Raw genomic sequence first — 23,279 nt, 5'->3', positions numbered from 1 at the left:
GCAACGGCGCCCGGGCAGTCCCGCACCGCCGCCCGCACAGTCCCGTATCCGGGCGCCCGCAATTTCGTTACGACGCCCCCGAAGCCCCGACGCCCCCGAAGCCCCGAAGCCCCCGTACCGACCGAGGAGACACATCTCCGCATGGCATCCCTGCTCTACCGGCTCGGCCGGTTCTCCTTCCGCCGTCGCGGGCGCATAGCCGCCGGCTGGCTGCTCCTGCTCGCGCTGCTCGGCGCGGCCGCCGCTGCGTTCAGCGGCCCCACCACCGACAAGTTCACCATGCCCGGCACGGAGTCCCAGCGGGCGCTGACCGCGCTCAAGGAGGAGTTCCCGCAGGCCAGTGGCACGACAGGCACCATCGTGATCGCCGCACCCAAGGGCGAGAAGCTGACGCCGGCGCGCGTCGCGCCCATCGTGCGAGAGGCCGCCGCCCTTCCCGGTGTCGTCGGTGCGGTCGACCCCTTCCAGGCCAAGGCCGTGTCGCCGGACGGCCGTTACGCCCTCGTCCAGGTGCCGTTCGCCAAGGGGGTCGAGGACGTCACCGACGACGAACGGGCCGCCTTCGAGAAGGCAGGGGACTCCGCCGAGGGCCTGACCGTCGAGCACGGCGGCGAAGTGATGACGGCGAAGGTCGAGGTGGGCTCCACCGAGGCCCTCGGCGTCGCGGTCGCCGCGGTCGTCCTCGTCATCACCTTCGGTTCCCTCGTCGCCGCGGGCATGACCCTGCTGAACGCGCTGATCGGCGTGGGCGCCGGAATGGCCGGGCTGTTCGCGCTCAGCGGCACGGTGGAACTGACCAGCACCGCGCCCGTCCTCGCCCTGATGCTGGGCCTGGCCGTTGGCATCGACTACTCGCTCTTCATCACCTCCCGCTACCGGCAGTACCTCGCCGAGGGCCTGGACGGCGAGGAGGCCGTCGGCCGTGCCACCGGAACCGCGGGCTCCGCGGTCGTCTTCGCCGGAGCGACGGTGGTCATCGCGCTGGTCGGCCTCTCCGTCGTCGGCATCCCGTTCCTGAGCGTGATGGGCCTGGCCGCCGCGGGCACCGTGGTGCTCGCCGTGCTCGTCGCGCTCACCCTGCTGCCCGCGGCGCTCGGTTTCGCCGGGCGCCGCGTCCTGCCGCGCGCCCAGCGCAAGAGCGTGGCCGCGGTTGCCGCTGCGGACGCGGATGCGACGGCGGTCACGGATGCGACGGCGGCCACGGATGCGAGGGCGGATGCCGGTGCGGATACGGAGAAGGCCAAGGAAGCCTTCGGGTTCCGCTGGGGCCGACTGGTCGCCAAGCTGCGCATCCCGCTGCTGATCGTCGGCATCGTGGGGCTCGGCGCGCTCGCCCTCCCCGCTCAGGACATGCGGCTCGCCCTTCCCGACGCGGGCACCGCAGCCGTCGGCTCCTCCGCCCGCAAGGCGTACGACCTGACCAGCGAGGGTTTCGGCCCCGGCTTCAACGGACGCCTGCTCGCCGTCGTGAGCGCCGACGATCCGGCACGGACCAAGGCCGCGACCGCCGAGGCGGCCAAACTCATCCAGGGCACCGATGGTGTCCTCGCCGTCGCCCCGCCGCAGTTCAACAAGCAGGGCACCACCGCCCTCCTGGCGGTCATCCCGAAGGCGGGACCGACGGCCGAGGCCACCGAACAGGCGGTCCACGACATCCGGGCCAAGGCCGACCGGGTCTCCGGCGCCGACGTCGCGCTGACCGGCGCCACCGCGCTCGGCATCGACGTCTCGGAGAAACTGGCCGACGCCATGCCCGTCTACCTGGGGCTGGTCGTCGGTCTGTCCGTACTCCTGCTCATGCTGGTGTTCCGCTCGGTCCTCGTACCGCTCAAGGCGGCGCTCGGGTTCCTGCTCACCGTCGGTGCGACATTCGGCATCACCGTCGGCCTCTTCCAGCAGGGGCACCTCGCGCACCTCGTCGGCATCGACACGCCGGGACCGCTGGTCAGCTTCCTGCCGATCCTTCTCATCGGCATTCTGTTCGGCCTGGCCATGGACTACGAGGTCTTCCTCGTCTCCCGGATGCGCGAGGACTTCGTGCACGGCATGCCGGCCCGGCGTGCCGTGGTCAACGGCGTCGGCCACAACGCCCGTGTGGTGACCGCGGCCGCGCTCATCATGACGGCGGTCTTCGGCGGGTTCGTCCTCCTCGACGACCCGATCATCAAGTCCATCGGGTTCGCGCTGGCGGTGGGAGTCGTCATCGACGCGTTCGTCGTCCGTATGACGCTCGTCCCGGCGGTGATGAGCCTCCTGGGCCGCGCCGCTTGGTGGCTGCCGCGCCCGCTCCAGCGCGCCCTGCCGGACCTGGACATCGAGGGCGCGAGCCTGGACGAGCCCGCGGACACCGGTCGGCGGGAACGCGAGTCCCTCACGGTCTGACCCCGGACGGCCGCACGCCTGCACGGGCTCTACGGGCCGTACGCCTGCGGGCGTGCGGCCCGTAGGCGTACGGCCCCGCGGAGATCGTCAGAAACGGAGAAGCGGAACCGGTCGCCGCGCCCGTAGCGTGTGGCCACGGACGTCGCGGGCGCCCGCACCGGCGGAGCGGAATCAAACGTTCTGCCTGCCGGTGCGGTGATCCGGGCGATATTGGGGGAGGCCGTGCGAGGCGGCCCCGGGCAACACTTGGAGACACGATGAGCACGGCCAAGAAGGCGGCCAAGGCCCCTGTCGGCAAGACGGCGGCCAAGGCACCGAAGGCAGCGGGGGCGTCGACGGCGGCAGCCGGCGGAGCCGGGGTGCGCGATCTCATTCGCGTTCAGGGCGCACGCGTCAACAACCTCAAGGACATCAGCGTCGACATCCCCAAACGGCAGCTGACGGTGTTCACCGGCGTCTCGGGATCCGGCAAGAGCTCCCTCGTGTTCGGCACGGTCGCCGCCGAGTCGCAGCGGCTGATCAACGAGACGTACAGCAGCTTCGTCCAGGGCTTCATGCCGACACTCGCCCGCCCCGAGGTCGACGTCCTCGAAGGGCTGACGACCGCGATCATCGTCGACCAGCAGCGGATGGGCTCCGACCCCCGCTCCACCGTCGGCACCGCCACCGACGCCAACGCCATGCTGCGCATCCTCTTCAGCCGGCTCGGCACCCCGCACATCGGCTCGCCCGGCGCGTTCTCCTTCAACGTCGCGTCGGTCAGCGCGAGCGGCGGGTTCCGGGTCGAGCGCGGTGCCGGCAAGACGAAGACCGAGAAGGTCAACTTCACCCGTACCGGCGGCATGTGCGTGCGCTGCGAGGGCCGGGGGGCGGTCTCCGACATCGACCTCACCCAGTTGTACGACGACTCCAAGTCCCTCGCGGAGGGTGCCTTCACCATCCCGGGCTGGAAGTCCGACAGCTTCTGGACGGTACGGGTGTACGCCGAGTCCGGCCTCCTCGACCCGAACAAGCCGATCGCCAAGTTCACCAAGAAGGAGATGCGGGCCTTCCTCCACCAGGAGCCGACCAAGGTCAAGGTGGACGGGGTGAACCTCACCTTCGAGGGACTCATCCCCAAGATCCAGAAGTCGTTCCTGTCCAAGGACCGGGAGGCGATGCAGCCGCACATCCGCGAGTTCGTGGACAGGGCGGTCACCTTCACCACCTGCCCGGAGTGCGACGGCACCCGGCTGAGCGACGTCGCCAGGTCCTCCAAGATCGACGGGATCAGCATCGCGGACGCCTGCGCGAAGGAGATCAGGGACCTGGCGGAGTGGGTACGGACGCTGAGCGAGCCCTCCGTGGCGCCGCTGCTCGCCGCGCTCCAGCAGACCCTCGACTCGTTCGTGGAGATCGGCCTCGGCTACCTCGCGCTCGACCGTCCCGCGGGCACCCTCTCCGGCGGCGAGGCGCAGCGCGTCAAGATGATCCGTCACCTCGGCTCCCCGCTCACCGACGTCACATACGTCTTCGACGAGCCGACGATCGGCCTGCACCCGCACGACATCAGCCGCATGAACGACCTCCTCCTCCGGCTGCGCGACAAGGGCAACACGGTCCTCGTCGTCGAGCACAAGCCCGAGACGATCCGCATCGCCGACCACGTCGTCGACCTCGGCCCCGCCGCGGGTTCGGGTGGCGGCACGATCTGCTTCGAGGGCACCGTGGAGGGGCTGCGCACCAGCGGCACCGTCACCGGCCGCCACTTCGACGACCGGGCCGCGGTCAAGGAGTCGGTGCGCCGGCCCACCGGCGCCCTGGAGATCCGCGGCGCGGACAGGCACAACCTGCGGGCCGTCGACGTGGACATCCCGCTCGGCGTGCTGACCGTCGTCACCGGGGTCGCCGGGTCCGGCAAGAGCTCGCTCGTGCACGGGTCGATCCCGGCCTCGGCGGGCGTCGTGTCGGTCGACCAGACGCCCATCCGGGGCTCGCGGCGCAGCAACCCGGCGACGTACACCGGCCTCCTCGAACCGATCCGCAAGGCCTTCGCCAAGGCCAACGGGGTGAAGCCGGCGCTGTTCAGCGCCAACTCCGAGGGTGCCTGCCCGGTCTGCAACGGCGCGGGCGTCATCTACACCGACCTGGCGATGATGGCCGGGGTCGCCACCCCCTGCGAGGAGTGCGAGGGCAAGCGGTTCGAGGCGTCCGTACTCGAGTACCGCTTCGGCGGCCGGGACATCAGCGAGGTGCTGGCGATGTCGGTGGCAGAGGCCGAGGAGTTCTTCGGCCGGGGCTCCGGCGACGCGCACCTTCCGGCCGCCCACCGCATCCTCGCCCGCCTCGCCGACGTCGGCCTCGGCTACCTCAGCCTCGGCCAGCCCCTGACCACCCTGTCCGGCGGTGAACGCCAGCGGCTCAAGCTCGCCACCCACATGGGCAACAAGGGTGGCGTGTACGTCCTGGACGAGCCGACCACCGGCCTCCACCTCGCCGACGTCGAGCAGCTGCTCGGCCTGCTCGACCGGCTCGTCGACTCTGGCAAGTCGGTCATTGTCGTCGAGCACCACCAGGCGGTGATGGCGCACGCCGACTGGATCATCGACCTCGGCCCGGGGGCCGGCCACGACGGCGGCAAGGTCGTCTTCGAGGGCACCCCCGCCGACCTCGTCGCCGCCCGCTCCACCCTTACCGGGGAGCACCTGGCGGAGTACGTCGGGGCGTGAGCGTGCACCCTCCCTCCCCCGGCCGGGTCTCCCGCCCGGGGGAGGGGAGCGCGGGAGCGCCCGCACCGCCGTACGGGGCATGATGGGACCGGACCGGTGATCATCACCGCAGGTCAGCACCTATCGCGTTCGAGAAGGAGCACCCGTGGCGGGCAGCAGGGTCCATCAGCCGATGGAGAGCGCCGAGTTCGACTTCATCCTCGCGAGGGCGGACGGCCCGGTCCTCGCGTACTTCTCCGGGACCTGGCCCAAGGCGGTCCAGGCGTGCAAGGAGATGGACACCGTCGTCGCGGAACTGGCCCGCGCGTACGAGGGGCGGCTGACCTGCGTGAAGGTGGACATCAGCCGCTGCCCGGAGCCGACGAAGCGGTACGGCGTCACGGGCGCCCCCGCCTTCGTACTGATCAGCAGCGACGGCGGGGCGACGGCGGCGACCGGACCCATGGACCGTACGGAGTTCAGGGACTTCCTCGACGGGCACCTCTGACCGGGGCGGGGCGGGGCGGGGCGGGGCGGGGCGGGGCGGGCCCGACCCGACTCATGCGACGGAGGGTGGTTTTCGGCGCCGTCCCGAGGGAGACGACGCCCGCCTTCCAGCAGTTCCTGCGCCCGGTGCACACGCTGGGCCAGGAGCCATCGCGGCGGCTGCCCGGTCACCGACCGGAACCGGCGGCCGAGTTGGCGTGGGCCGACGCTCGCCCGCCGGGCCGGGCCGGCCCCCTGCCCCGGGCCGTCCCGCCTCCGCCGTCAGGGCCGGCCCCCCGCCCCGGGCCGCCTCACCGCCTGCGCCGCTCGAACTCCATCACCCAGTTCGTCAGCCAGCTCGTGCCGCCGTCCACCGAGAACGCCTGCTCCCACCGTGCCGCGTCCTCCGTGATCCCCGACCACACGAACCGCACCAGGACCGGCGTCCCCTCGTAGGTGTCGTCGCCGTGGAACTCGCCCCGGCCGTCCCGGAACGCACCGGTCACGGGCGGGAACAGGGTCCCCGTGCGCTTGCTCGCCCAGTACAGCGACCACCGGGCGAGCTCCGGGTCGTACAGTCGCAGCGTGAGACCGGTGGAACCCTTCGTCGGGAAGTCGATCTCGTCGAAGTGCGCGCCGCCGTCGAAGTGCCGGGACCCGTGGGTGACGCCCGGGAACTCCTCCCACTCGCTCGACGCGTCGAGGAAGTCCGTACGCCGCCGGTTGGCGACGTCCCAGGTGCCGACGAAGAAGTCGAAGTCGCCCGTGCCCGCGGAGCCGTTCACAGGCGGTCCCCGGTGGTGCGGCCGGGCATCACGTCGGCGAGGTACGCGTCGAGGCGGGCGGGCAGGCCGGAGGGGGATGGGGGGTGCGGGTCGAGCATGTGCCGTACCCAGGCGTCCCGTTCGTGCAGCAGCGGCGGCAGCTCCCACACGCAGCCGATCAGCGAACGGTCCAGGACGACGAAGTGCGTCGGGTCCTCGTCCGGACAGCCCAGCGCGGGCTGGCCCGCCGCCGCGCCGCCGAAGTACAGGGCGTTGTCCCATGTCCAGCTGTACGCGTTGAGGTATGCCCCGCTGTCGCCGCCCTTGTGCAGTACCACGAAGGTGGCGGGCGGTGTCCCGTCCGGCTCGGGCAGCAGCTCCGGGAGGATCGCGTACGCGGCCTCCTCGACGGCGGGGGTGAGCGCGGTCCGGTCGGCGGCGACGAGATAGCGCTTGACGTGCCGCCCGGCGACCTCGGTCACCGGGCGTGTCCAGATCAGCTTCTCGGCGAAGGCGGGCCCGGTGGGGGAGGCGTCGGTCCTTTCGGTGTCTATGGTGCCTTCGGTGCCTTCGGTGCCTTCGGTGCCTTCGGTGCCCGAGATGGGCTCAGTGCTTCTGGTGCGCGCGGTGTGCAGGGGGTGTTCGGTGTGCTCCGATAGGAGCCTCTTGGTCGAGGTCATGGCTGGACCGTAGACGCGCTTCACTGACATCCTCTGTCAGTGAAGTCCAGCCGTCTCCTGTCGATCCTGCTGATCCTGCAGAACCGCGGCCGTGCGACCGCCGCCGATCTCGCCGCCGAACTCGACGTCTCCGTACGCACCGTCTACCGCGACGTCGACGCCCTGCTCGCGGCGGGCGTCCCGCTGTACGCGGACGCCGGGCACGGCGGCGGCTACCGCCTTCACGACGGCTACCGCACCCGTCTCACCGGCCTCAACGCCGACGAGGCCGAAGCGCTGTTCCTCTCCGGGCTGCCCGGACCCGCCGCCGAACTCGGCCTCGGGCCCGCCCTCGCCGCCGCCCAGCTCAAGCTCCGTACCGCCCTCCCCGCCGAGCTCCGCGACCAGGCCGACCGGTTGAGCGCCCGCTTCCATCTGGACGCGCCCGGCTGGTACGCCCCCGACGACGAGGTCCCGTACCTCCCGCAGGTCGCCGACGCCGTCTGGCGCGGCCGGGCCCTGCACGTCCGCTACCGCCGCTGGAAGGAACCCACCGAGGTCGGGCGACGCCTCGAACCGTACGGACTGGTCCTCAAGGCGGGCCGCTGGTACGTCGTCGCGGCCTCGGCCCCGGCCTCCGGCCCCGGCACACCCCCCGGCCCCGCGCCGAGCACCGACCCCGCCCCGAGCCCCGCGCTCCGCACCTACCGCGTCGACCAGATCCTCGAACTCAGCTTCGAAGCCCAGGAGTTCACCGTCCCGGACGGGTTCGACCTGCCCGCGTACTGGCGTCACCACCAGAGGGACTTCCACGCCCGTCTGTACCAGGACGAGGCCGAGGTCCGCCTCCACCCGCGCGCCGTCCCGCGCCTCACCCCTGCCGCGGCCCGTGCCCTCGCCGCCCATGGGGTCCCCGGCCCGGACGGCTGGATCCGCGGCACCCTCCCCATCGAGTCACTCGACCACGCGCACGGCGTCTTCCTGGCTCTGGGGGCCGACGTCGAGGTGCTCGCCCCGCCACTCCCTGCGCGCCCGCCTCACCGCAACGGTGCGCACCCTCGCCGCCCGCTACCCGCCGGACGCGGGGTGAGGTACCCGTACCGGCCGGGCCGCCGCCGGGTTCTCACGCCAGTGCGCCGGCTCCCGGTCCCGTGAGTGCGTCCGGCGGGAGCGGGCGTCCGGACACGGCGAGCAGAAGGGCGAGCGCGCTCCCGCGCACTTCCGGGCCGTCCGGGCTCTCCCCGATCGTCAGGTCGGCGTCCGTGGCCACGAGACGGAGTCGGGCCACCCGTTCCTTCGCCCCGCCGAAGGACGCCGGGGTACGGGCCTGGAGGCGCAGTGCCCGTACCACCGCTTCCGCCGGGTAGGCGCGGGTGATCCCCAGCGGCCTTCGGATGTCCTCGCCGTGGACGACCTCCTCGACGAGCCGGGTGTCCAGGGGCGCGGGCGGAGTCGACGTGCGCGGCGCCACCTCGCGCAGCCGCTCCCACGTCTCCCGCGGCGAGCCGGCCCGCTCGCGCGCCACCCCGCGCGCGTTCTGCCGGTCGAAGTCGAACCGGGCCCGGACCATCGCCGCCACGAAGCCCAGACGCGTCGCACGGGCGGTGTCGACCAGGTGGGCCGCCACGTCGTGCACGGTCCATCCGGCACAGAGCGACGGCGTCCGCCACTGCTCGGCGTCGAGCTTCGCGAGGTCCTCGATCAGTGCCGCCCGCTCCGCGTGCACCATCGCCCAGATGTCGTCGTCCCGCACGGCTGCTCCTTCGTCCGGTCTCAGGGCCGTTCGGAGTGATGACCTTTCCCGGCCCGGGAACTCATCGGTTCCCGCCGCCGGCGGACGTGGCCCTGCGGCACGCCCGGGTGGGCCAGGGCGCTCGGGCTTGGGTGCGCTGCGCGCCGGCGGGTTCTCCGTCACCATGACCGCACACGCCGTGTCGCTGATCGACAGCTATCTGTACGGCTTCGTGCTCCAGGAGTCGAGCCTGCCGTTCAGCGGCACGGAGGAACTGGCGGAGGTCGCGGGCGCCATCCTGCGCGACCTGCCCGCCGACGCCCACCCCCATCTCGCCGAACTCGCCACCGAGCACGCCCTGAAGCCCGGTTACGCGTACGCGGACGAATTCGGCTACGGTCTGACGCTCATCCTCGACGCCCTGCACCCGGACGAGGCCCCGCCGCCCTAGCCGCAGCCGTCTCCGCGTCCGCCCCCTCTTCCACCCCCTCCGGAATCCGCTGCGCCGCATCAGCCGCACACACGCGGTGTCGCGTCCGGGGCGGGGCGCCGCTTCCCCTCCCAGGCCCACGGACCATACTGGTCGGGCCTTCGCCCCCTCACAGAACGACTCCATGGCCAAAAAAAGCACCCCCTCGACCACCGTCCCCGACACCGCGTGGCTGGGGCGCGGGCGCCACCTCGGGCCCGAGCCCGAACAGGACGTGCGCCGCAACCTGATCGCCCTCAAGGCGGCCGGGGTGCTCGACGACTTCCTGGATCTCGACCCCGTCGAGGCAGCTCGTTCCACCGTCCTGCACCCGCGCGAGGAATCCGCCGACCCCGGTCCGTCGGCCCGTCGTCTCTTCGAGGCCCGCTGGCGCGTGGCCGACGGAATCACGGTGCGCGCCCAGCTCACCACGTACGACCCCGAGCACCACCGCCGCAAGGACAGCGAAGGCGTCACCTGGATCCTCGCCGCCGAGGCGGAAGCGGCATGGGCCCCGGAGTGGCCCTCGCCCGCCACCGTGTTCTGGCCCGACACCGAGAGCGTCGCCTGGGACCACGACACGGTGCCCGGCGTACGCCTGCGCGCGGCCAACCACCTGCCCAAGGACGACGACGAACTCCGGCACCGACTGCGCGAATGCGCCCGGCAGAGCTGGTACGTCCACGTCGTCGTGCACGAGGCGATGACCCCGGACGCGCTGGGGCAGCGGCCGGTCTCCACGTTCCTGCCGCCGAGCCTGCGCCACCGGGTCGTCGAGCACCGGGGCACGCCCGAGCAGGCGCAGATCGTCGATTTCGCGGCAAAGCGTGAACTGAACGTACGGGTGCCGCGCGGCGGCGCCGTCGTCCTGCCCGCCGAGCCGCAGGCACCGGGGTACGAGGCGGCGGACTTCACCGTACGCACCGTCTTCCTGGACGGCTCGGTGCCGACCGAACTCCTCGACAGAATTAAGGAGTTCGCCGCCCTGCCGCAACGGATGACCGCCGAGGCCGAGCAGGCCCTGGCCCGGCTCCGGCTGGGCTGGCACCTGCTCACCCCGGACGAGGAACTGGTTCACGCGCAGCACATGGTCGTGCGGTACGCGGAGGCCCTGGACGCCATGACGACGTCCCGCGACCTGTACCGTGAGGCCGCGGAGGCGGCTCACGCCGCACTGGCCGAGGTGTCCGACGGGGCGACCCCGGGCCCGCCCGCGCTTTCCCCGGCCAAGCCGGACTCCCCCCTGAACGCTCTCACCAAGGCCTTCACCCGCCTCCGCCCTCCCCACAAGTAGCCCCACATCCGCGGCCGGGCCGCACGCCCCTCCCCCGGCAGCCCGTAGGGCGTCGCCCCCCGCCCCACCCGTAAGCCTCTTGGGCGGCGGGGCCGCAGTACCCCGTAGACCTCTTGGGCGGCGGGGCCGCCCCCGGGGGGCGGAACGGGCGGGCAAGGGGGCGGCCCCCACGCGGAGCGTCCCGCCCCCACGCCCCGGCCCCTCCGCGTACGCGCCGCACCCCCGCTACGACCCCCGCCCCCGCCACTGTCTCGCCCCCACCCCCGGCCGTGTCACAAGGAGCCGCCCCACCTCGTCCCAGGAGATGAGGAACCGATTCACCACCACAAAAGGAGCCCACCATGGAAGCCCGACTCAACTTCCTCGCCGACCCGACCGCCGGAAAGGCCGTCAAGCACCTCATGGCGGCCGGCCAGGCGATCCGGCACTCGGCGCTCCCGGCCACCACGCAGGAACTGGTCTCGCTGCGGGTGAGCCAGATCAACGGCTGCGCCATGTGCATCGACATGCACACCAAGGAGGCCGCCGCCGCGGGCGAGACCCCGGTACGGCTGAACCTGGTGGCGGCGTGGCGCGAGGCCACCGTCTTCACCGAGGCCGAGCGCGCCGCACTGGAACTGGCGGAGCAGGGCACCCGGGTCGCCGACGCGCACGGCGGAGTCGACGACGGGGCGTGGGAGCTCGCCGCCAAGCACTACGACCAGGAGCAGCTCACCGCCCTGGTCCTCCTGATCTCCTTCATGAACACCGCGAACCGGCTGAACATCATCACGCGGCAGCCCGCCGGGGCGTACGTCGCAGGCCAGGCCCACCACTGAAGGTAATCAACCACCCGAAGGAGAAGCCGAGTTGCCAGCAGAGAAGCGGGGAGCCGGAATGACGGGCAAGGTCGGGGAGTTCGAGGAACTGCGCCCCCTGCTGTTCTCGATCGCCTACCGGATCCTGGGCAGCGTGAGCGAGGCCGAGGACGCGGTGCAGGAGACGTGGCTGCGCTACGACGGATCGGCGACCCGCCCGACGTCGCCCAAGGCCTTCCTGTCGACGACGGTCACCCGGATTTCCATCGACGTGCTGCGTTCGGCGCGGGTGCGGCGGGAGAAGTACGTCGGCCCGTGGTTCCCCGAACCGCTGCTCGACGACCCGTACCAGGACCCGGCGAGGTCGGCGGAGCTGGCCGACTCGGTGTCCATGGCGGCCCTGTTGCTGCTGGAGCGGCTCAGTCCGCTGGAGCGGGCCGTCTTCCTGCTGCGGGAGGTGTTCGGCTTCGGGTTCGACGAGGTCGCCGAGGCGGTGGGCCGCTCGGAGGCGGCCTGCCGTCAGCTGCTCGTACGGGCCAGGCGGCACATGGAGGCCGGGCGGCCGAGGTACGCGGCGGACCGCCTGGAGCAGCGGGAACTGGCGACCCGCTTCTTCGACGCGCTGCGCGGCGGTGACGTGGCGGGGCTGCAGCGACTGCTCGCCGCCGATGTGCAGCTGGTCGGGGACGGCGGCGGCAAGGCCCCCCAGCTGGCCCGGACGATCGTGGGCGCGGAGAACGTCTCGCGGCTGCTCGGCGCGTTCTTCCCGATGCTGCGCGGCGTCGGCGTGACCTGCGAGACACAGGACCTCAACGGGCAGCCGGGGGCGGTCTTCCGCGACCGGGACGGCAAGGTCCTGTACGTCATGGTCCTCGATGTGCTCGGCGGCCGGGTCCAGACCGTCCGGGGGGTGATCAACCCCGACAAGCTCGGCCACCTCGGACCGGTCGCCGACGCCTGGGCGGTCGACCGCGAGGTCAAGCAGGCCCGCCGCCGGTCGAGGTGACCCTCGGAGCGCGCAGCCGGAGGGCATGGGGGCCCGTGCGCAACCGGACGACGCCGCTGCGGACCGTGCGCAGCCGGACCACTCCGTGGCGGACCGTGCGCAGCCTGCGGGCGGTGGCGTGGCCGCGGCGCTTCCACTCGGCGTGGGGAAGGGTGGCGCGCGGACCGCCGCTCGTCATCAGGGCGTTGACGGGAGCGTGCGGGTCCGCGGCCATTCCCTTGGCGACCAGTACCCCGGCAGCCAGCGGAAGCAGCACCACGGCCAGTGCCGTGCCTGCGGCGGTCACCTGGCGCAGGCGCGGACGGCTCGCGGCGGGTGCGGCGGGAGCGGCGGCGGGAGCGGGTGCGGGAGTCATACCCGTAGTCCAGCAGCGGTCGCCCGGTGGGGCATCGGCTCAGGTACTCAGCCCGGAGGCGTGGGGTACTCAATGCGGGGGAGTGGAGTGCGGGATGCGAGGCGGCGCGAAACTGGCCGAATCGTGCCGGGGCCCGTAGCGTGCGGTCGCATGACACGCACGTGGGCCCTGCCGGTACTGCTGGCGCTCGGCGGTGCCGGGATGGCGGCCGGGCTCATCTCAAGGGGGAACCCGGTCGCCGGTGTGGCGCTCCTGCTGTTCTTCATGCTGTTCGCCGTCGTGAACTCGCCGCTGATTTTCCCGAGGTCGCTCAGTGCGGCGGAGGCGCGGCGCCGCAGCGAGGCCGACGGCCGGCCGGTCGTCTACTGGCGGCCCGGCTGCACGTACTGCCAGCGTATGCGCGTCCAACTCGGTAGCCAAGCCCGGCAGTTGCACTGGGTCGACATCTGGCGCGACCCGGCGGGAGCAGCCGCGGTACGGGCGGTGAACGACGGCAACGAGACCGTGCCGACGGTGTTCGTGGCGGGCCGGCCGTACACCAATCCCACTCCCGCATGGGTACGGGAACAACTGCCCGCCAAGCGCTGACGGCGTTCAGCGCAGCGGTCGCGGCAGCCGTACGCGGACGAGAGCGGTCTCCACGCCGCTGTCGACCAGGCGGCCCCGCGCGTCGAACGCCTCCGGTCCTTCGGCCATCCCGAAGTCGTTGTCGTTGAGCAGGACGAGCGTCGACGAGCCCTCGACCGCGATGCCCTCGATCTTGCCGGGCACGCCCTTCACCTCGTTCAGATCCACCACCAGCCGCTTGCGCAGGACGGGCACTCCGGCTGCCACCGGGTCGGCCGGCTGCTCCAGCGAGGGCGAAGTGGCGAACTGCCATGGGGAGTTGAGGATGTCGTTGGCGGGGCGCAGCCGCACCTCGTGCAGTCGGGTGGACTTGTCGGTGCGTTCCTGCACCAGCAGCCGGTCCCCGCCGAGCGCGACCAGAGCGGAGAGCTTCAGCTCGGACGTCCTGGTCTGGCCGGGCTCGACGACGCCGACCGGGTCGAAACGGTACGGGTACTCGGCGGTGACCCTGTTCTCGCGGGGCGAGAAGCGCAGCAGCCGCGTGGTGCGCGACTCCTCGCCGGCCTCTTTGCCCGGGTTGAGCAGCGGGCTCTGCAGGCCGAGGACAAGGCCGCCGCCCGGCAGCAGTGCCAGTCCCTCGAAGCCGCGGTTGGTCTTGCGCTTGAGCAGGACCGACGGCAGCGACTCGACCACCGGGTATCCGGCTCCGGTCAGCCGCAGCCCTTCGGGCACGTGCCGGGCCAGTACCCGCCCGCGAGGCGAAACGTGCACGAGCGAGGGCCCGTACTCGTCGACAACCCAGAAGCTGCCGTCCCGGTCCCGGACGAGGCCCTCGGTGTCGAGCCCGCTCGGGTGGTACGGCAGGGGCTTGGCGGCGCTGTGGTCGTACGGGGCCTCGTCGCGCCCCGGCTGGTTCGGCAGCCCCGTCACGGGCGCGCCCTCGGACGTGGTCAGCGGGATGGAGTGCAGCACCTGGAGGCGGCCGCCGACGGCGCGGATCTTGACGATCGCAGGATTGAAGCCCGGTACGGGAAACGTGCGCCGCTTGTCCTGGCCGACGGTGATCCGGCCGTTGGGGCCGCGGTCGGTGACGGTCCAGTACTCGCCGTGCCGCTCGGCCGGGTAGAGGTCGCTGCCGATGCCGCCGAGGTCCACGCCGCGGTCGTCGCCGACGGTGCCGGGCAGCTGTCGGTTGCTGAACGTGGCCAGGGGGATGTCCGGCAGCGTCGACGTGGAGATGACGCGGGCGCCGCCGTCCGGCCGGTGGTGGCGCGTCGGGGTCGCGTCGGCGGTGCCCACGACGGCCGTGAGCGCGAGCGCGGTGGACAGCGGCAGCACCACGGCGGCGGGGCGGCGCAGGAGGCGCGGATTCATGGTCAACTCCCTGTGACGTCGCCCGTGGACGACATCCCGGGGCGGAGTTTCATGATCCGCAGCCGTGCGCAACGCGGGACGGCAGGATCATGACGCCGGGGTGACTCCTCGGTGAACGCACACGGCCCGAGCCCTGTCGGCAGCGGGGACCGAGCGTTGGCCCAGCCATTACAGTGTGTGCCCATGAGGTCATGCAGGAAATGTGGTGGTCCGCGCGGATGGCGCCGTGTCTGTTCATCGTGCCGGACCAGGTCGGAGAAGGCGGACGTCGCCGCCGACGCTGCCGAACTGGCGGTGGAGACAGGGTTGTTGTCCCTGATCGGCCGGACGGTCGGCGGAGTGGTGAGGCTGGTCCTGCGCACCCTCGACTGAGCGGCGGGCCCCGCGAACACGAGCGCTGCGGGGCCGGACCTGCCGAACCGCCCGTCGCCCCGGCGGGGGCCGCGGAGCGCGTGCCGGCGCCGGGCCGGCCACCGGGCCCCGTGGCTCCGAAGCGCGTACGCGGCGGCGCGTCAGGCGACGGTGAGGTGGAGGACCTCGGACACCCCGAGCAGGTCGCTGCTGCGGTGCAGGTGGTACGAGACGTTGAGCTCGGCCGGGGCCGGGGGAAGCGTGTCGGCGGGCACCGCGAAGACGACGCTGCCGCCGTCGCCGACGGTGAGCCCGTCCACGTACTCCTCGCCGCTGCCGGTCAGCCAGAGGTTCACCTTGTCGCCCGCCTCGGCGGTCGGCACGGCGTTGACCGTGACGTGCACGGCGTCGGTCGGTATCTGCCCGCGGTTCAGCCTCCCGCCCTGCGCCTCGGCGACGGCGGGGGCGGGCAGCAGGTCCTGGTCGTGGGTCATGCGGAGCTCCGTGACTGGTCCGACGGCCCGTGGGGGCCGGATGCGTATGCGGTGGATCTTGCAGTGCCTGCCCACGGCTGCCGGATTCACCCCCGGAAACGACGGGACCTGCGTCACAGCTCCGGGTCGCGGCCGGCGGGACCTGCGTCACGGCTCCGGCCCGCAGCGCCGTGCACGGCAGCGCCACGACCCGGCCCCAGGGGGCGCCCGCGTCAGCCGAGCTGCTGGGCCAGCCCGACGAGGATGCCCTCGGGGCCGCGGAGGTAACAGAGCCGGTGGCTGTCGCCGACCTGCGCCACCTCACCGACGAGTTCCGCGCCGTGCGCCCCCACGCGGGCGACCACCTCGTCGATGTCGTCGACGGCGAACATGACGCGGCGGATGCCCAGTGTGTTGGCCGGCGCGTCCATGGGCTCGCCGCGGACCGCCCGCGGGGTGTGGAACATCGCCAGCTCCACCCCGCCGTGACCGTCCGGGGTCCGCAGCATGGCGATCTCCTGCCGGACGCCGTCGATCCCGATGACCCGCTCCGCCCCACGGTCCTCGAGTTCGGCCCGGCCCCGCAGCTCCATGCCGAGTTCGACGAAGAACGCGATGGCCGCGTCAAGGTCTTCGACCACGATGAGGACGTTGTCCATCCGCTGGATCGTCATGCCGGTCTCCTTCGTTCGGTGGGGCCGCGCCTGCCCTGCTCCCGGCCCGGGACGGAACCGCCGCAGCGTTTCCGACATCTTGTCCCGGCGGAGTGCACGCGGGTGCCCGACAGCGGGGGCACAAGCGCGAGTTATGGCCAGTCGTTAGTACCCGGGCGTTCTGTTTCCCGTCACTCTGGGGCCGTCGACCCCCACAACACGCACCTCAGCGTGCACCCGAAACGAGGAACCATGCGCATAGCCAGGTTAGTTCCCGCTGCCTTCGCCGCCGCTGCCTCCGTCGTCGCCCTCCTCGCCCCCACGGCCACGGCCTCCGTCGCCACCCCGCCCCCCACCACCGCCCCGGTCACCCAGCCGATCATCGGCGGCGGTTACGCGCAGAACGCGCCCTGGGCCGCGCGCCTCTTCTCCAACGGACGGGAGACCTGCTCGGCCACGATCATCGCGCCGACCTGGATCCTCACCGCGAGACACTGCGTCAGCGGCGGCGGGCTCTCCTTCCGCATCGGCAGCCTCGACCAGCACAGCGGCGGCACGGTCGCCAACGGCGTCCAGACGTACACCCACAGCTCCGACCTCGCGCTGGTCCGCCTGGACCGGTCCGTGCAGGGCACCTACTCCCGGCTGGGCCAGCCCGGTTCGGTGAGCGTCGGCCAGAGCGTGCAGGTCTACGGCTGGGGCGCCACCTCGCAGTGCGGTTCCGAGGCGACCTGCCAGTCCCGCTACCTCAAGGTCGCCAACGTCACCGTGACCGGCGGCTGCGGCGACGCGTACGGCGGCTCCGCCATCTGTGCGCGCCGCGGCAACGGCATCACCGCGGGCGGCGACTCCGGCGGCCCGATGAACGCGAACGGGGTGCAGGTCGGCGTCGCCTCCACCAGCGACCGCCAGACCACCACCGCGTACACGAACGTCACCGCGTACCGCTCCTGGATCCGCTCCGTCGCGGGCGTCTGACGGACCCGGCCCCCCACCCCGGGACTTTTCCCTCCCGGGCTCCCCGGGCCCCGGCCCCGCAAGGCACCCACGGCGCCTTGCGGGGCCTTCCGCTGCTCCGGCCGGCCCCCCGGGGCGGGCCCCCGCTGCCGGAATCGCGACCGCCCGGTCGCTGCCTGCATCCCGACAACTCTTCATGCTCCTGACAGCCGTGGCATTGCGCCGCCCCGAAGAAGGGCATCACTGCAAGGAACGGCACCACTCCCCGGAGGGAGCAGTCAGCGCATGACACAGCCCGACCGCGCAGGACGCGTCGACCACCGTGACACCGACCCGGGCCTCGACTACGACGTCGTCATCGCCGGAGCCAGCCTCGCCGGCAGCGCCGCGGCGATCCTGCTCGCCCGCAGCGGCGCCCGCGTCGCCCTGCTGGAACGCCGCTCAGACCCCGACGCGTACAAGACGCTGTGCACCCACTCCCTCACGGCCAGCGCCTACCCGGTGCTGGAGGAACTCGGCCTCGTGACCGCCTTGGAGGAGGCCGGCGCCGTACGCAACCACGCCCGCTGGCACACCCGTTGGGGATGGATCGAGCCGCGGGCCGCCCCGGCGGGCCCGGCACTGCCGTACGGGTACAACATCCGGCGCAGCATCCTCGACCCGCTGATCAGATCCCGCGCCGGACAGACCCCCGGCGTCGATCTGCTGCTCGGCCACCAGGTGACCGGCCTGCTCAGGGACGCCGGACGCACGACCGGGGTGCGCGCGGCCACCCCGCACGGCGAACGCGAGATCCGCGCCCGCCTGGTGGTCGGCGCGGACGGCAAGGACTCCGCCGTGGCGGCGTTCGCCGAGGTGCCCTCCCGGAGTTACGAGAACACCCGCTTCGGCTACCTCGCGCACTTCCGTAACCTCCCCCTGCCCGGCGGCACCGGCCACGCCTGGTTCCTCGAACCGGACATGGCCTACGCGTTCCCCAACGACGACGGGGTGACGGTCCTCGCGGTGCTCCCGGACAAGAAGCGGCTGCCGGACTTCCGCGCGGACCTGGAGGGCAGCTTCCTCGCCCTGGTCCGCGCCCTGCCCGACGCGCCGCCCATCGACGCCGCCGAACGCATCACGAAGATAACCGGAACCGTCAACTACCCTCTGCACAGCCGCAGTCCGGCCGCCCCGGGCCTCGCTCTCGTCGGCGACGCCGCCCTGACCTGCGACCCGCTGTGGGGAGTGGGATGCGCATGGGCCCTTCAGTCCGCCCAGTGGCTGGCGAAAGCGGTGGCGCCCGCAGTGACGGGGCGGGGCGACCTGGACAGGTCGCTCGCGGCGTACGCGCGCACGCACGGACGCCGACTGCGCGGGCACCAGTTCCTGGCCGCCGACTACGCCAAGTCCCGTCCGTTCAACCCTGTCGAGCGGCTGATGTTCTCGGCGGCGGCGCGCGACGCGTCGGCCGCCCGGCACGTACACCTCTTCGCCGCCCGCCTCATCGGCCCGCTGCGCTTCCTCAGCCCGGTCGCCGTTGCCAGGGCCACGGCGGTCAACGTCCGCCACCTCAGAACGCCCGCCCCGCCCGCCCATCTGCCGCCGCACCGGCCCCGGAACCGCTGAACGGACCTCAGGCGGCGGGGACCGTGGAGTGGACCTGGCGCAGGAAGGACGCGTTGTCCGGAGTGTGCCGCAGCGTGCTGAGCACGGCTTCCAGGGCAGCCTGGGCGCCGCGCGACTGAAGGGCCCGGCGCAGCTGCCGTACGACCGCCGACTCGGCGGCCGGGACGAGGAGTTCCTCGCGGCGGGTGCCGGAAGGGGTGATGTCGACGGCCGGGAAGACACGCCGGTCGGCGAGCGTGCGGTCCAGGCGCAGCTCCATGTTGCCGGTGCCCTTCAGCTCCTCGAAGTAGAAGTCGTCGGCGCGCGAGCCCGTGTCGACGAGGGCGGTGGCCAGGATCGTCAGGGACCCCGCCTCCTCGGTGCACCGGGCCGCGCCGAACAGCCGCTTCGGCTCCTGCAGCGCCGACGCGTCCACACCGCCGCTGAGCGTGCGCCCGCCGGACGAGGCGGCGTTGTTGTACGCCCGGCACAGCCGGGTCAGCGAGTCGAGCAGGATCACGACGTCGCGTCCCTCCTCGGCCAGCCGCTTGGCGCGCTCCACGGCCAGTTCGGCGAGCGCGATGTGCGCCTTGGCGGGCCGGTCGAACGTCGAGGCGTACACCTCGCCGCGCACGCTGCGCCGCATGTCGGTGACCTCCTCGGGCCGTTCGTCCAGCAGCACCACCATGAGGTGTGCCTCGGGGTGGTTGGCGGAGACGGAGGCGGCGAGCTGCTGGAGCAGTACGGTCTTGCCGGTCTTCGGCGGTGCGACGATCAGCCCGCGCTGCCCCTTGCCGACGGGGGCCACCAGGTCGACGAGGCGTGCGCCGAGGCCGCCGGCCGGGCTCTCCAGCCGCAGCCGCTCGCGCGGGTGCAGCGGGGTGAGGTCACGGAAGTGCGGGCGGCGCGCGGCGTCCTGCGGGGCGTCGTTCACGAGGTCGACGTGGGCGAGCGTGTGCGGCCTGCCGCAGGCGCCGCTCACCAGGTCGCCCTTGCGCAGGCCGAGTCGGCGGATGAGCGAGGCGGGCACCTGCACGTCGTGCGGAGCGGGTTCCAGGGCCGTGCCGCGCAGGAAGCCGTGGCCCCCTGCGGCGAGATCGAGGACGCCCGAGGCCGGGACCGGCGGGGCGGACGAGGAGGTGCGTGAGGTGGTGAGTGTGGTGGTCATGGGGAGTCGGTCCTTTCGAGGACGCGGGTGACGAAAACGTGTGCGGGGGGGTGAGTCCGGCGGGACGGCGGGGCACGAGGCCCTCGCGGGGCGGACGGAGAAGTCCGCGGCCGGTGGGAGAACGCGGGCCGGACGACGCGAGATGCGAACGACGTGGCCCTGCGGGAGAGCGGGGAACAGTGCTCCGGAGACCGGTAGCAAGGTGACCGCGGAGGAGAAATGCACCGGCGCCACAGAAGGGGCGTACACAAGTGCTGAACGCACCGTACCACAGGGGTACCCATGCCGGGCGCCGCTTCCGGAGCGGGCACCCCGTCGCCGCCGCGAGCGGCCGCGCGGCCCGTGGCACAGCGGGTCCGTGGCCGAGCGGGTCAGCGGGGCTGTGACCGAGCGGGCCTGCGGGCCAGCCGGTCCGTGCTGTGACCGAGCGGGCCTGCGGGCCAGCCGGTCCGTGGCCACGCAGACCCGCGGACCGGTGCGAACGGTTCTGCCCCCGGGTACGAAGCGGTGGCAGATGCCGGGAACGAAGGAGTGACGCGGCCCGGGGAGAAGCGATGTCGCGGCCTATGCTGGGCGCGATGTTCACACCCCAGGGTCCTACTCTCCGCGAACTCGCCGTGCAGGCGCTGTCCTCCGTCGAGCACGGCTACGACCTGCTCGCCCCGAAGTTCGACCACACCCCCTTCCGCACCCCCGACACGGTCCTCGCCCCCGTGACGCGGCTCCTGCGTGAACTCGGGCCGTTCGGCACGGGTCTCGACCTGTGCTGCGGTACCGGCGCGGGGGCGGACGTCCTGACGGAGGTGTGCCGCGAGCGGGTGGCCGGCGTCGACATCAGCGCGGGGATGCTGCACGTGGCACGGCGGCGACCGCCGACTCCCGTACCCGCGCACTGGGTTCGCGGCGACGCGCTCGCGCTGCCGTTCGGCCCGGTCTTCGACCTGGTGGTGAGCTTCGGCGCCTTCGGGCACTTCCTGCCCGCCCTGCGCCCCGCGCTCTTCGAGCAGGTCCACGCGGTGCTGCGGCCCGGCGGCCGGTTCGCCTTCCCGCTGCCGGCCCCCGCCCGCCCCGGCTCGGGCGCCCATCTCGCCATGCTCGGATTCGACACGGTGATGCGGGTGCGCAACGCGCTCCGGCAACCGCCGTTCGTCATGTACTACCGGGGCTTCCGGCTCGGTGACGTCACCGCGGAACTGACCGCCGCGGGATTCGGCGTCGAGACGTACGCCCTGGACGAACTCGGCCGCCGCCCCGACGGCGCCCCGCGCTGCCGCATGCTGGTGGCGACCCGCCGTTGACGCACGGCGTCCCGGACGCTCCACGGGACGCGGCGCACGGCCGGACCCGCGCCGACCGCCGCGAGGCGCCGGCCGCACCGACCCACAGAACGCCCCGTGGACCGCTCGGGTGCGCGGGACCGCGGGGTGGCGCCGTCCCGCGGACCGGCCCGTGGATCAGCCCGCCGATCGCTCCGGCACGCGGGCCAGCCCGAGGATCGCACCGGCCCCGCAGGCAGGCCCGCAGATCGCACCCGCCCCGCCGGCGCCTTCGCAGGGCAGGTTCCGTCGGGGCCGTGCCCTGTTACCCCATGCGCAGGTGGAGTCGCAGGACGAGTCCCTCCGCCCCCGCCCGGATCTCCACCAGGTCGCACAGCTGGTGCATGATCCACACACCCCGGCCGCCGGACGCGGCGAACGGGTCGGGGCGGCGACGGCCGGTCAGCGGGTTGGCCAGGAAGCCCCGGTCGCTGATCTCCGCGATCAGGGAGTCGCCGTCGCGCCACATGCGCAGCCGTCCGCTGCCGCCGCCGTGGCGCACGGAGTTGCTGGTCGCCTCGCCGACGGCGAGGAGCCAGTCGGCACGGCGGGCCGAGGACAGACCCGCGGCTGCCGCCCACCGGTCGGCCTCGTCCCGCGTACGTCCCAGCCCGTCCTCGTCGAACTCCACGCCGACCGCGCTGGCGGGTTCGGGCAGCGGGAGGTCGCAGTCGCGGCACACGTCGTGGGGGTCGGCGTACCCCGAACTGGCCCGGTACGGGCCGGGGCCGCCCACGACGGGGTGCGTGCGGTAGGCAAGCGCCAGTACGTCCTCGGGCAGCGCGGTGTCGTACGGACAGAGAATGGCGGCCTCGCGCCCCTCGAAGGCCAGGTTGATCAGCGCCTCGTGCCGCGTCGCCTCCGCGGCCTCGGCGGGGGTGCGGCCGACCCAGATCGGCTCGCCGACGATCGACACCCGGTCGTGGGCCCCGCGCGGACGGTCGGCGAACTCCTGGAGCATGGACAGGATGCGGCCCGGGTTGCGTCCGGCGAGGGTCATGTCGACCCAGCTGACGTCCCGGCCGGCGTCGCCGAGATCGTCGCGCAGCACAGCGAGGGCGGGGGCGGGCACCGCCACCAGGACGGACTGCCCGTCGGCCACGGCGTCGCGGACGTACGAACCGACGCCCGCGAGGTATTCGTCCTGCGTGCTGTAGAAGAGGGCCGGGTGGAAGAAGGGGGACTGGGCGCCGTGCTCGGCGGCCACGCTCGGGTGAGTGGTCATCGTCCGACGACCTCCACCGCGGAGCCCAGCTCGGGGAACAGGTCCAGCAGCCGCCGCAGCGCCTCCGGCGCCTCTCTGAGCTGCAACGGGACGCCCCCGGGCCGCCGGCCCGCCGCTTCGGCGAGCGTGGCCAGGGACGCGGCGTCGACGTGGTGCAGGTCGGAGAGGTCGAGTTCCAGGCGGGGGGTGGGAGCGTGCGAGACGGCGGCGGCGGTGGCGTCGATGACGCGGCGCGTGTCGTAACCGGCCGAACCGCTCAGCAGGAATCCCGGGGAGTCGTGCAGCGGGGCCACCTGCAGCGCGGTCCCGGCGGCAGAGCCTCCCCGGTGCGTCAGATGGGCGCCGGCCAGCACGTTCACTCCCTCGTCGGACACCAGACGACGGTCGTAGAAGCACCACGCCGTCAGTGGCAGCCGCTCAAAAACCTCGTGGTGTATCCGCAGTTCGTATTCCAGCAGACGGTCGGCGCCCGCGATGTTCCTTGTACCCCAGGACATCTCGCCCACGACCCGCAGCCCCCGGTAACCGTTCGCGGCGGCCGCGTCCACCCCCTCGTCCCAGAGGGCGAACACGGAATCCGGGTCGAAGACCGCGCCCGCCAGGTACGTCCGGGCCGCGGTCGACACGGTCAGCTGCCCCCGCCGTACGGCCTCCGCCGCGTCGATCCCGTCGTCGGCGAGGGCGTGCAGCACCTGCTCGGGGTCGGTGGCGTCGGCGAAGTACTGCATCTGCTCGTTCCGCTCCAGCCCGCCCCGCACGAACGCGCACAGGTGCGCGGCCCATTGCCGGTCGTCGGAGTAGACGACGCTGGCATGCCGCCCCGCCGTCCCCTGGTCGGGCGGCACGACCGCCCCTGGCATCCCTGCCACGCTGTTCGACTCCTGCCCGCCCCGTCCGGCTTTCAGCATTTCTGCACATCAAAACACAGGTCCGTGCGGTCGTGGAGCGGGGCGGTGCCCGACGGGCCCCGGGGGCGG

21 protein-coding genes and 1 pseudogene are annotated in these 23,279 nt (G+C 72.9%); 12 read left to right on the top strand and 10 right to left on the bottom strand.

Features of this window, described 5'->3' with window-relative positions:
- Positions 1-141 precede the first annotated feature (141 nt).
- From HNQ79_RS28375 to HNQ79_RS28365, 3 genes are all read left to right on the top strand, one after another.
- The gene (locus HNQ79_RS28375) at positions 142-2,382 is read left to right on the top strand and encodes an MMPL family transporter (RefSeq protein ID WP_185035743.1); all 2,241 of its coding nucleotides are present in this window, start codon (positions 142-144) and stop codon (positions 2,380-2,382) included.
- Positions 2,383-2,639: 257 nt separating this feature from the next.
- Positions 2,640-5,090, top strand: a complete 2,451-nt coding sequence (locus HNQ79_RS28370; protein WP_185035742.1) for an ATP-binding cassette domain-containing protein — start codon at positions 2,640-2,642, stop codon at positions 5,088-5,090.
- A gap of 145 nt (positions 5,091-5,235) precedes the next feature.
- Positions 5,236-5,577: a thioredoxin family protein gene (locus HNQ79_RS28365; protein WP_229923454.1), complete on the top strand. Its 342-nt coding sequence runs from the start codon at positions 5,236-5,238 to the stop codon at positions 5,575-5,577.
- Between the two features lie 289 nt (positions 5,578-5,866).
- Here the strand turns inward: HNQ79_RS28365 and HNQ79_RS28360 are convergent, their stop codons facing one another.
- Positions 5,867-6,340, bottom strand: coding sequence for a hypothetical protein (locus HNQ79_RS28360; RefSeq protein ID WP_185035741.1), 474 nt, complete (start codon positions 6,338-6,340; stop codon positions 5,867-5,869).
- On the bottom strand, positions 6,337-6,819 hold the full coding sequence (locus HNQ79_RS28355) for a hypothetical protein (RefSeq protein ID WP_185035781.1): 483 nt from the start codon (positions 6,817-6,819) through the stop codon (positions 6,337-6,339). The genes HNQ79_RS28360 and HNQ79_RS28355 overlap by 4 nt, the downstream gene beginning before the upstream one ends.
- 219 nt (positions 6,820-7,038) lie before the next feature.
- On the opposite strand from HNQ79_RS28355, the pseudogene HNQ79_RS28350 reads away from it, so the two are divergent.
- Positions 7,039-8,068: pseudogene (locus HNQ79_RS28350) on the top strand (helix-turn-helix transcriptional regulator).
- A gap of 33 nt (positions 8,069-8,101) precedes the next feature.
- Here the strand turns inward: HNQ79_RS28350 and HNQ79_RS28345 are convergent.
- Positions 8,102-8,707: a maleylpyruvate isomerase family mycothiol-dependent enzyme gene (locus HNQ79_RS28345; RefSeq protein ID WP_185035780.1), complete on the bottom strand. Its 606-nt coding sequence runs from the start codon at positions 8,705-8,707 to the stop codon at positions 8,102-8,104.
- Positions 8,708-8,714: 7 nt separating this feature from the next.
- Between HNQ79_RS28345 and HNQ79_RS28340 the strand changes: the two genes are divergently transcribed.
- The 4 genes from HNQ79_RS28340 (at position 8,715) to HNQ79_RS28325 (ending at position 12,276) form a co-directional block, all read left to right on the top strand.
- On the top strand, positions 8,715-9,161 hold the full coding sequence (locus tag HNQ79_RS28340) for a TetR/AcrR family transcriptional regulator C-terminal domain-containing protein (RefSeq protein ID WP_185035740.1): 447 nt from the start codon (positions 8,715-8,717) through the stop codon (positions 9,159-9,161).
- 163 nt (positions 9,162-9,324) lie between these two features.
- Complete coding sequence (locus HNQ79_RS28335; protein ID WP_185035739.1) at positions 9,325-10,473, top strand: hypothetical protein; 1,149 nt, start codon at positions 9,325-9,327, stop codon at positions 10,471-10,473.
- Between the two features lie 341 nt (positions 10,474-10,814).
- The gene (locus tag HNQ79_RS28330; protein ID WP_185035738.1) at positions 10,815-11,291 is read left to right on the top strand and encodes a carboxymuconolactone decarboxylase family protein; all 477 of its coding nucleotides are present in this window, start codon (positions 10,815-10,817) and stop codon (positions 11,289-11,291) included.
- Between the two features lie 58 nt (positions 11,292-11,349).
- Complete coding sequence (locus HNQ79_RS28325) at positions 11,350-12,276, top strand: RNA polymerase sigma-70 factor (protein ID WP_185035779.1); 927 nt, start codon at positions 11,350-11,352, stop codon at positions 12,274-12,276.
- Here HNQ79_RS28325 and HNQ79_RS28320 read toward each other — a convergent pair.
- Complete coding sequence (locus tag HNQ79_RS28320; RefSeq protein ID WP_229923457.1) at positions 12,248-12,631, bottom strand: hypothetical protein; 384 nt, start codon at positions 12,629-12,631, stop codon at positions 12,248-12,250. The two genes, HNQ79_RS28325 and HNQ79_RS28320, sit on opposite strands and share 29 nt — an antisense overlap.
- A 150-nt stretch (positions 12,632-12,781) precedes the next feature.
- On the opposite strand from HNQ79_RS28320, the gene HNQ79_RS28315 reads away from it, so the two are divergent.
- Positions 12,782-13,219, top strand: a complete 438-nt coding sequence (locus HNQ79_RS28315) for a glutaredoxin domain-containing protein (RefSeq protein ID WP_185035737.1) — start codon at positions 12,782-12,784, stop codon at positions 13,217-13,219.
- 6 nt (positions 13,220-13,225) lie between these two features.
- Here the strand turns inward: HNQ79_RS28315 and HNQ79_RS28310 are convergent, their stop codons facing one another.
- The 3 genes from HNQ79_RS28310 to HNQ79_RS28300 form a co-directional block, all read right to left on the bottom strand.
- A complete protein-coding gene (locus HNQ79_RS28310; RefSeq protein ID WP_185035736.1) occupies positions 13,226-14,572 on the bottom strand; it encodes an esterase-like activity of phytase family protein in 1,347 nt (448 codons plus the stop codon).
- A gap of 512 nt (positions 14,573-15,084) precedes the next feature.
- Entirely contained in the window at positions 15,085-15,417 is a 333-nt protein-coding gene (locus HNQ79_RS28305; protein WP_185035735.1) for a hypothetical protein, read from the bottom strand.
- Between the two features lie 212 nt (positions 15,418-15,629).
- On the bottom strand, positions 15,630-16,070 hold the full coding sequence (locus HNQ79_RS28300; protein ID WP_185035734.1) for a VOC family protein: 441 nt from the start codon (positions 16,068-16,070) through the stop codon (positions 15,630-15,632).
- Between the two features lie 231 nt (positions 16,071-16,301).
- On the opposite strand from HNQ79_RS28300, the gene HNQ79_RS28295 reads away from it, so the two are divergent.
- Together HNQ79_RS28295 and HNQ79_RS28290 are read left to right on the top strand one after the other, a co-directional pair.
- Positions 16,302-17,027, top strand: coding sequence for a S1 family peptidase (locus HNQ79_RS28295; RefSeq protein WP_185035733.1), 726 nt, complete (start codon positions 16,302-16,304; stop codon positions 17,025-17,027).
- A gap of 264 nt (positions 17,028-17,291) precedes the next feature.
- On the top strand, positions 17,292-18,614 hold the full coding sequence (locus HNQ79_RS28290; RefSeq protein ID WP_185035732.1) for an NAD(P)/FAD-dependent oxidoreductase: 1,323 nt from the start codon (positions 17,292-17,294) through the stop codon (positions 18,612-18,614).
- A 7-nt stretch (positions 18,615-18,621) separates the two neighbouring features.
- On the opposite strand, the gene rho is transcribed toward HNQ79_RS28290, so the two are convergent.
- Positions 18,622-19,761: a transcription termination factor Rho gene (gene rho, locus HNQ79_RS28285; RefSeq protein ID WP_185035731.1), complete on the bottom strand. Its 1,140-nt coding sequence runs from the start codon at positions 19,759-19,761 to the stop codon at positions 18,622-18,624.
- A gap of 578 nt (positions 19,762-20,339) precedes the next feature.
- Between rho and HNQ79_RS28280 the strand changes: the two genes are divergently transcribed.
- Positions 20,340-21,059 (top strand): class I SAM-dependent methyltransferase, encoded by a 720-nt coding sequence (locus tag HNQ79_RS28280; protein WP_185035730.1) that lies wholly within the window; start codon positions 20,340-20,342, stop codon positions 21,057-21,059.
- Positions 21,060-21,342: 283 nt separating this feature from the next.
- Here HNQ79_RS28280 and HNQ79_RS28275 read toward each other — a convergent pair whose 3' ends face one another.
- Both HNQ79_RS28275 and HNQ79_RS28270 read right to left on the bottom strand, forming a co-directional pair.
- Complete coding sequence (locus HNQ79_RS28275; RefSeq protein ID WP_185035729.1) at positions 21,343-22,302, bottom strand: anti-sigma factor RsbA family regulatory protein; 960 nt, start codon at positions 22,300-22,302, stop codon at positions 21,343-21,345.
- Positions 22,299-23,162 carry an MEDS domain-containing protein gene (locus tag HNQ79_RS28270; RefSeq protein ID WP_229923500.1) on the bottom strand — a complete coding sequence of 288 codons (864 nt, stop codon included), beginning with the start codon at positions 23,160-23,162 and terminating at the stop codon, positions 22,299-22,301. Before HNQ79_RS28270 ends, HNQ79_RS28275 begins: the two co-directional genes overlap by 4 nt.
- Positions 23,163-23,279: the final 117 nt, after the last annotated feature.

The organism is Streptomyces candidus, from assembly GCF_014207445.1.
Taxonomy (GTDB): Bacteria; Actinomycetota; Actinomycetes; order Streptomycetales; family Streptomycetaceae; genus Streptomyces; species Streptomyces candidus.
This window is presented reverse-complemented; position numbering and strand designations above follow the sequence as displayed.